Consider the following 6,713-nt stretch of genomic DNA (forward strand, 5'->3'; position numbering starts at 1 on the left):
GTCAACAAAGTGCCAAAATCAACACTAACATTTATCACAGCCTATTATTTATTTTGATAGGAGACATTTTATCAGTAATGGTGCAATTGTGAAAGTAGAATGAATGCGAAATAAAAGGCAGTGGTTAACTGCCCTTTTTTAATGGTATAAAGTATTTTTCTGCTGATTTGCCGGAAAACAGGTTAGAAGCTGGGACAATTTTTATTTTTCGCTTTTCGAATTCGTCCATCGATTGAAAGACACCGATCGAACAAACCTTCCCAGTTATACCAACATGTCCAATCGCAATTCCTGTCCCTTTAATTTCAGTAACTTTTGCTAGTCTAATCATTTGTTTATACACATGTGAAGAGGAGGATATATCGTCTAAAAATACATCTCTTTTAAGGATAGGAACACTTAGCTCTTCGGCTATTTTCGGGAATTTTGTATTTGGGCTCGTGGCACTATCAATGATATATAATCTTTTTTTCTTAGCCACTTCAACGATTGCGCGAACGATTTGTTCATTTTCAACAGCAAGGGAACCCATATGGTTATTGATCCCTACCGCATACGGAACATCCTTTATGGCATCCTCGACAATTTGTTTTACTTCTGCAGGTGAAAGATCATTCGTAATCGGCCTTGGCCCAAGCCACGATCTTTTTCCTCTTTTCGGTTCCATAGATAAATGAATCATCACTTCGATGCCGTATTTATGTGCCCATTCCGCATGTTCTTTCGAGTTTTCGGTAAAAGGCATGACTGCAGCAGTAATCGGTATCCCTCCTTCGAGGAAGTCCCGAACCCCACCTGTTCCGCCCCCAAAATCATCAATGATAACCGCAGCCCTCAAATTTTTGGTTTCTGTTTTTTCTGCTTTAGCAGTTGGTTGAAAAGAAAATAATAGAAATGGAATAAGCATGAAAACTATTCTTTTCATAAATGACCCCCAATTTAACTTTTGAGGTTAATTTGCCCTATCCAATCATAAATTAGACAAAAAAAAGAGAGCATAGCTGCTCCCTCCTTCTAAGGATTAATCCTCATCAAATACTTTAACTTCTTTCATTTTGTCACCATTTTTCATTTTAAGAGCAGTCTCAAGTCCAGATGTCACTTGACCAAAAACGGTGTGAACACCATTTAGATGTGGCTGTGATTCATGAACGATGAAGAACTGGCTGCCGCCTGTATTTCTACCCGCATGCGCCATTGATAAGGAACCTGGAACATGCTTATGAGGGTTTCCTTCTGTTTCACAATTAATTGTGTAGCCTGGGCCACCCATCCCAGTTCCCGTCGGGTCCCCTCCTTGGCTTACAAAACCAGGGATGACACGATGGAAAACCACACCATTGTAAAACCCTTCATTCGCTAATTTTTCAAAATTCGCAACTGTACCAGGAGCTTCATTAGGGTAAAATTCAAGCTCCATCTTTTCTCCATTTTCCATTACTATGTATCCTTTTTTAGCCATTAAAAAACACTCCTTTATGTAAAAATCATTTTTATCATACACTTTTCAATGAAGAAAAGAAAGTTTGGGACCCCAATTTTCTTCGATTGGTTATATTTCTACCACGCTTGTGGTATTATAATAGTACCCCTTCCGACATTCGCTTGTTGCGGGACACTTAACCACTGTACGGACGGAAGGGGCAAGGTGTAACTAAGGGTTACATCGCAAAAAGCCGAGATGAAAATCTCGGCTTTTTGTCTGTTAACCTTTTCTTTCCTCCATCCAGTTGTAAAATGAATATATTAAGGATAAAAATAGAAGGTATCCAAAAAACGAATAAAGATGTTCCCAGTTCTCCGCGTGTTCAAACCATCCCAGCACTTCCGCTAATCTTTCAAAAATGGGCATTAATAGACTGATAAACAAGATCAAGCCTGCCTTCCCCCATTTATTCAACTGGTCCATAACCCGAAGGAAAACGAAAATAAACACCGGCAACACCACAAGTGTAAACCCAATATTAATGGAAAAAACATTTGAGATTGGCCTCATTGGAAACTTATAAATATCTTTACCTACCAAATATAGATCTAAATACGTCGCAAGTATGGTAGCTAAAAACACCGCCGCAAGGGAAGGGTTAGTCCAAAATCGATATGGCTTTTTTCGCAATGGCTGCGATTTCGAGTCGTTCAAGTGTTTTACAGTATTCATTTATTATCTCCCCGTCCATTTTCTCATGGTCCTCAATTAGGTAATCCACCACACGAATATCTTTAAACCAGTCCCCTTTTTCAGCCTCCGTTTGACTGACATTCTTCCAAGCGTACTCAAGAGATGGACTATAAATTTTTCTTGCCCGTGGCCTGAGTTGACAGGCTTTTAAACGTGTTTGATAGGCAAAGCCTGGGATTCCTTCGTTAACGTTATTAAAAATATGCGGCCAGTAATCTTTCCTTGATCCAGTATGCGGATGGGTTTTTGCCCAATCTAACACTTGTTTTAACCGCTCTTTGTTTTTAAAAAGGATGGTATATAATCTTTTTCCTAGTAAAATACGCTCATGTAATGACTCAAACTGATGCAGTGTTTGCCCAGCTAGGTTCTTTTTTCCATAAGGAAAAAGAATATGGTTAAACGAAAGCAAATCTTGTAGGATATATTCAAATTTATTTAACACGCCCTTTTTGTATAGTGGATTTTGGACCACTCGTTTCTCCAAATAACTTTGTTCATTGATAACCATGGCGATGGCAAGGATATAGGTTTCATGCTTAAGCCAAAATTGATTCCAAATTGTTTCCATGAAGGTTGAAATGTTGAGAAAAGAACATAAGTAAAATAATGGTTTATTTTGCCTTAAACTTTCCTGGTACAGCAAAAATTGCGGGTATACATCTTGGAAAATCAACCAATTCCCACGCTCTAAAAAGGCAAAGAACGTTTCAGCATCTTTTTTCGAGAGCAAACGGGTGAGAAATTCTCCTTTTAAGTCGGTCATGTTCCAACCGCCATTACGTGAGACCATATGTCCAAGGAATGCCCAATGGATTTCAGGATGAAGGAGGTAAAATTCCAAGTAGGCTTTTGTTCTTGTGACATTATTTAAGTTATGCACTGCTGTCCTTCCTCTTATTTGTTCTAAAAGCATTCCTTCTGCATTCGTTAGTTTTGGCGGCACCCCTGCTTGTTTGCTCTTATTTTTTAATTCTTCTCTAATTAATTCAAGTGTGGTCTTCTGGCGATTTCTCGTAAAAAATATGGCTCATGACCTCCTTTACGAATTCTCCTTCCTCCAATGGAATATGTATGAATGAGAATATTTTACTGGGAGAGGAATGAGAAACCCTTATGATCAATTCTAGCAAGGGCATCGATTGGCTTGTTGAAAGGCTTCGAGCAGACCAAACTCCCGACGGATCCTGGAATTACCCCTTTGAAACAGGATTGTCAACAGATGCCTATATGATCATTTTATTGCGGACATTGGAATTAAATGATGAAGAATTAATTCAAGGTTTGGTTGCAAGGATTTTTAGTAAGCAAGAGGAGAATGGGGCTTGGAAGCTTTTCTATGATGAAGGCGATGGCAACTTGACCGCCACCGTGGAAGCCTATTATGCATTGTTGTATTCAGGGTATGCCAAGAAGGATGACAAGCGTTTGCGGGCAGCGAGAAGATATATTTTATCCAAAGGCGGCTTGGAGGAAGTAAGTATCTTTACCAAAGTGATGCTTTCTTTAACGGGTCAATATATTTGGCCAGATTTTTCTCCTCTTCCCATTGAATTTATACTTTTACCACACTATTTTCCGATCAACTTTTACTCACTTTCTGTCTTTGGCCGAGCCAATCTAACGCCAATTATTTTACTTGCCGATAAAAAGTTTTTTATCAAGACTTCGATGAGCCCGAATCTTTCAGAACTGCACTTACACCGGCATCATGAAAATCCTTGGTTTCGCTCCTCGGAATATCGTTCCCTGCTTTCATTTATCAAAGATGGAGTTAAAAGATTAATGGGTTTACCTGAACAACTCCATCAATTAGCGGTCGAGCGGGCTAAAAAGTACATGCTGGACCATCTAGAACCTGACGGAACTTTTTATAGTTATTACAGTTCCACCTTTTTGATGATTTTTGCCCTAATTGCCCATGGGTATAAGAAAACAGATCCCATAATCACAAAGGCTGTGAACGGGTTGCTATCGATGAAATGCGAGATCAACGGCCACCCCCATATGCAGTACACAACAGCAAATGTCTGGAATACTTCGTTGATTGGTTATGCTTTGCAGTCGGCTGGGGTTACCACAGATGATCCAATGGTGAAAAAGGCCAATCAATATCTTCTAAACCGGCAGCATCATAAATTTGGTGATTGGGTCATTCATAATCTAAAGACTATGCCCGGAGGATGGGGATTTTCAGATGTCAATACGATGAATCCAGATGTGGACGATACAACAGCTTCACTCCGCTCTATTTCGAGAATGAAACCGCTTGAGAGACATGCCTGGGATAGAGGCCTTAACTGGCTTTTATCGATGCAAAATGACGACGGCGGCTGGGGAGCGTTTGAAAGAAATACCGATACAAAGTTGTTCGAATTCCTCCCCATTGAAAAAGGTGAGTTTTTGCTAACAGATCCATCTTGTGCTGACATTACAGGGCGAACTCTGGAATTTTTCGGGAATTACACGAATCTATCTAGTGACCATAAAGGGATCCATAAAGGGATGGAATGGCTTTTAAGTAATCAATTGAAGGATGGTTCTTGGTATGGGAGATGGGGTATTTGTTATCTTTATGGAACATGGGGGGCCATTACAGGGTTATTAGCTAACGGGATTCCTTATGATCATTCTGCTGTCCAAAGGTCCGTGAAGTGGTTACATACTATCCAAAATAAGGATGGCGGCTGGGGCGAGTCATGCCATAGTGATAGTAAAAAGGCTTATGTGCCATTGGGATTTAGCACCTTAACGCACACTTCCTGGGCACTCGATGCCTTGATTGCTGCTTCAGAAGAACCTACATCACAAATTAGAAACGGAATCACCTATTTATTAACTTCCCTTGAAAAAGAAGATTGGACTACTGCTTATCCAAAGGGGCAAGGGATGGCCGGAGGTTTTTATATTCACTATCACAGCTATCGCTATATTTTTCCTCTTATTGCCTTGTCCAACTTTAAGAATAAATTCGAAGTATAAAAAAACATCGTCGGGGAGCAGCATCACCCGACGATGTTTTTTTCTGATACGAGAGGCAATAGCCCTTTATAGATCTCGATAATTTCCTCCAACTTCATTCGAACCAGACCACTAGAAGATGGCGCCACGAAATCGACAACCCCGGGAACAAAACTGTTTGTTTGCTTTCCCCACTGAACGACTTTTACACCACTGTATTGCTGGTAAACTCCTTTTCCCACAAAACAAACGACCTTAGGCTTTAACAGTTCGACCTTTTTCTTTAAAATTTCCCTCCCCTCTTTGTACTCTTCTTTCGTAATTTCATCGGCTGTCTTCGTCGGTCGTGCAACGATATTTGTAAAGCCATATCCTATATCTAATAACTTCACATCCTCACTTGATTCATACTTCCGTGGTGTTAACCCTGCTTCGTATACTATTTTCCAAAAGCGATTATTAGGATTCGCGTAATGATGACCTACCTCACTTGAGCGAATGCTGGGATTAAAGCCAACAAATAAAACCTTTAAATTTTCCTTAAGATGGTCACTGATGTGTTCCATAAAAAATCTCCTTATTGATTAGCATATATAGACTTACCAATATCCCATGGTTATGTAATCTTTACTTTTTTGGTCCGCTCAATGTTAATAGTGGTAATTAGGCTTGCTAGCAGTCCCACGATTGCAACAATAATCAGCGAATAAAAAAGTTTCACATCTTGAAGAAGGTACAAACCTGTAATAATGATGCACGCATCCATCACAAACATTATGACACCCACATTGACTTTTGACCATTTGGCGATGAGCAGTGCCAGCAGGTCCATTCCGCCTGGACTAATATGATTTCGGAGCATCACCCCAACCCCACTCCCAATGATTACAGCTCCAATAATCACACTGCTCAGGATGGACAAATGAAACATTCCATTCAATGGTACCAGCAATTCAATCATAATACCGGAACAGATCGCTCCCATCACACCATTTAAAAAATACCTAGGATCAGATTTAAAAGCGAACATGTAAACAGGGATATTTAGTAAAATAAAAGTCATTCCAACTTTAAAACCCAAAATATATTTTAGCAGCAGACTGATGCCTAAAAACCCTCCATTAATGATATGTAATGGCAGAATAAACCCATTAATACCAATCCCTATCATCGTGCTCCCGAATCCTATTATCGCCAACTTTTTCAGCATCTGATCATCCCTTGTCCAAATTCTTTATTACCACATATATGAAAGAATTAAGGACTTCATTCGGAGTGATTCATATCTGATTGCAGAAAAGGAGTCGCATCGGACTCCATTTTAGGCTATTACTGCTTGCTTTTCTTTAGATTTCCGTGCTTGTTTCACTAAGGATACTAGAATCGTTAAAATGGGTAAAATCCATAAAAAAAGTGCAAATGGAAGGTATGCCATAATTGGTATTCCGACGATGGTACTGCACATGATGGCAAGAACACTCCAAGGCACCACCCCCGGAAACAGCATGGTTGAATCCCCCATAACTCGGGCTAACTCTTCTTTTCCATATTTACTAGACCAATGTGGCAGGAA

At 39.8% G+C, this 6,713-nt stretch carries 8 protein-coding genes; 1 reads left to right on the forward strand and 7 read right to left on the reverse strand.

The window, feature by feature from the left end:
* Positions 1-124: 124 nt before the first annotated feature.
* The 4 genes from V7659_RS25705 to V7659_RS25720 form a co-directional block, all read right to left on the reverse strand.
* Positions 125-925, reverse strand: a complete 801-nt coding sequence (locus tag V7659_RS25705) for a divergent polysaccharide deacetylase family protein (protein ID WP_335542944.1) — start codon at positions 923-925, stop codon at positions 125-127.
* Positions 926-1,021: 96 nt separating this feature from the next.
* On the reverse strand, positions 1,022-1,462 hold the full coding sequence (locus V7659_RS25710) for a peptidylprolyl isomerase (RefSeq protein ID WP_335542945.1): 441 nt from the start codon (positions 1,460-1,462) through the stop codon (positions 1,022-1,024).
* Positions 1,463-1,705: 243 nt separating this feature from the next.
* Positions 1,706-2,158 (reverse strand): CBO0543 family protein, encoded by a 453-nt coding sequence (locus V7659_RS25715; RefSeq protein ID WP_335542946.1) that lies wholly within the window; start codon positions 2,156-2,158, stop codon positions 1,706-1,708.
* A complete protein-coding gene (locus V7659_RS25720) occupies positions 2,085-3,206 on the reverse strand; it encodes a DUF2515 family protein (RefSeq protein ID WP_420491774.1) in 1,122 nt (373 codons plus the stop codon). The genes V7659_RS25715 and V7659_RS25720 overlap by 74 nt, the downstream gene beginning before the upstream one ends.
* Positions 3,207-3,295: 89 nt before the next feature.
* Here V7659_RS25720 and V7659_RS25725 point away from each other — a divergent pair, with 89 nt between their 5' ends.
* Positions 3,296-5,161, forward strand: coding sequence for a terpene cyclase/mutase family protein (locus tag V7659_RS25725; RefSeq protein WP_335542948.1), 1,866 nt, complete (start codon positions 3,296-3,298; stop codon positions 5,159-5,161).
* 23 nt (positions 5,162-5,184) lie between these two features.
* Here V7659_RS25725 and V7659_RS25730 read toward each other — a convergent pair whose 3' ends face one another.
* The 3 genes from V7659_RS25730 to V7659_RS25740 all read right to left on the reverse strand — a co-directional run.
* Positions 5,185-5,706 (reverse strand): mismatch-specific DNA-glycosylase, encoded by a 522-nt coding sequence (locus tag V7659_RS25730; RefSeq protein ID WP_335542949.1) that lies wholly within the window; start codon positions 5,704-5,706, stop codon positions 5,185-5,187.
* Between the two features lie 50 nt (positions 5,707-5,756).
* A complete protein-coding gene (locus V7659_RS25735) occupies positions 5,757-6,350 on the reverse strand; it encodes a YitT family protein (RefSeq protein WP_335542950.1) in 594 nt (197 codons plus the stop codon).
* Between the two features lie 111 nt (positions 6,351-6,461).
* A partial coding sequence (locus V7659_RS25740) for a Na+/H+ antiporter NhaC family protein (protein WP_335542951.1) occupies positions 6,462-6,713 on the reverse strand: 252 nt, incomplete at its 5' end.

The sequence above is a fragment of the Neobacillus drentensis genome (assembly GCF_036966985.1).
Lineage (GTDB): Bacteria > Bacillota > Bacilli > Bacillales > Cytobacillaceae > Neobacillus > Neobacillus drentensis_E.

Excerpts from the sequence above, each read along its gene's own strand:
- V7659_RS25730 (WP_335542949.1), bottom strand. The coding sequence starts at position 5,706 with ATGGAACACATCAGTGACCATCTTAAGGAAAATTTAAAGGTTTTATTT.
- V7659_RS25735 (WP_335542950.1), bottom strand. The coding sequence starts at position 6,350 with ATGCTGAAAAAGTTGGCGATAATAGGATTCGGGAGCACGATGATAGGG.
- V7659_RS25710 (WP_335542945.1), bottom strand. The coding sequence starts at position 1,462 with ATGGCTAAAAAAGGATACATAGTAATGGAAAATGGAGAAAAGATGGAG.
- V7659_RS25725 (WP_335542948.1), top strand. The coding sequence starts at position 3,296 with ATGATCAATTCTAGCAAGGGCATCGATTGGCTTGTTGAAAGGCTTCGA.
- V7659_RS25715 (WP_335542946.1), bottom strand. The coding sequence starts at position 2,158 with ATGAATACTGTAAAACACTTGAACGACTCGAAATCGCAGCCATTGCGA.
- V7659_RS25705 (WP_335542944.1), bottom strand. The coding sequence starts at position 925 with ATGAAAAGAATAGTTTTCATGCTTATTCCATTTCTATTATTTTCTTTT.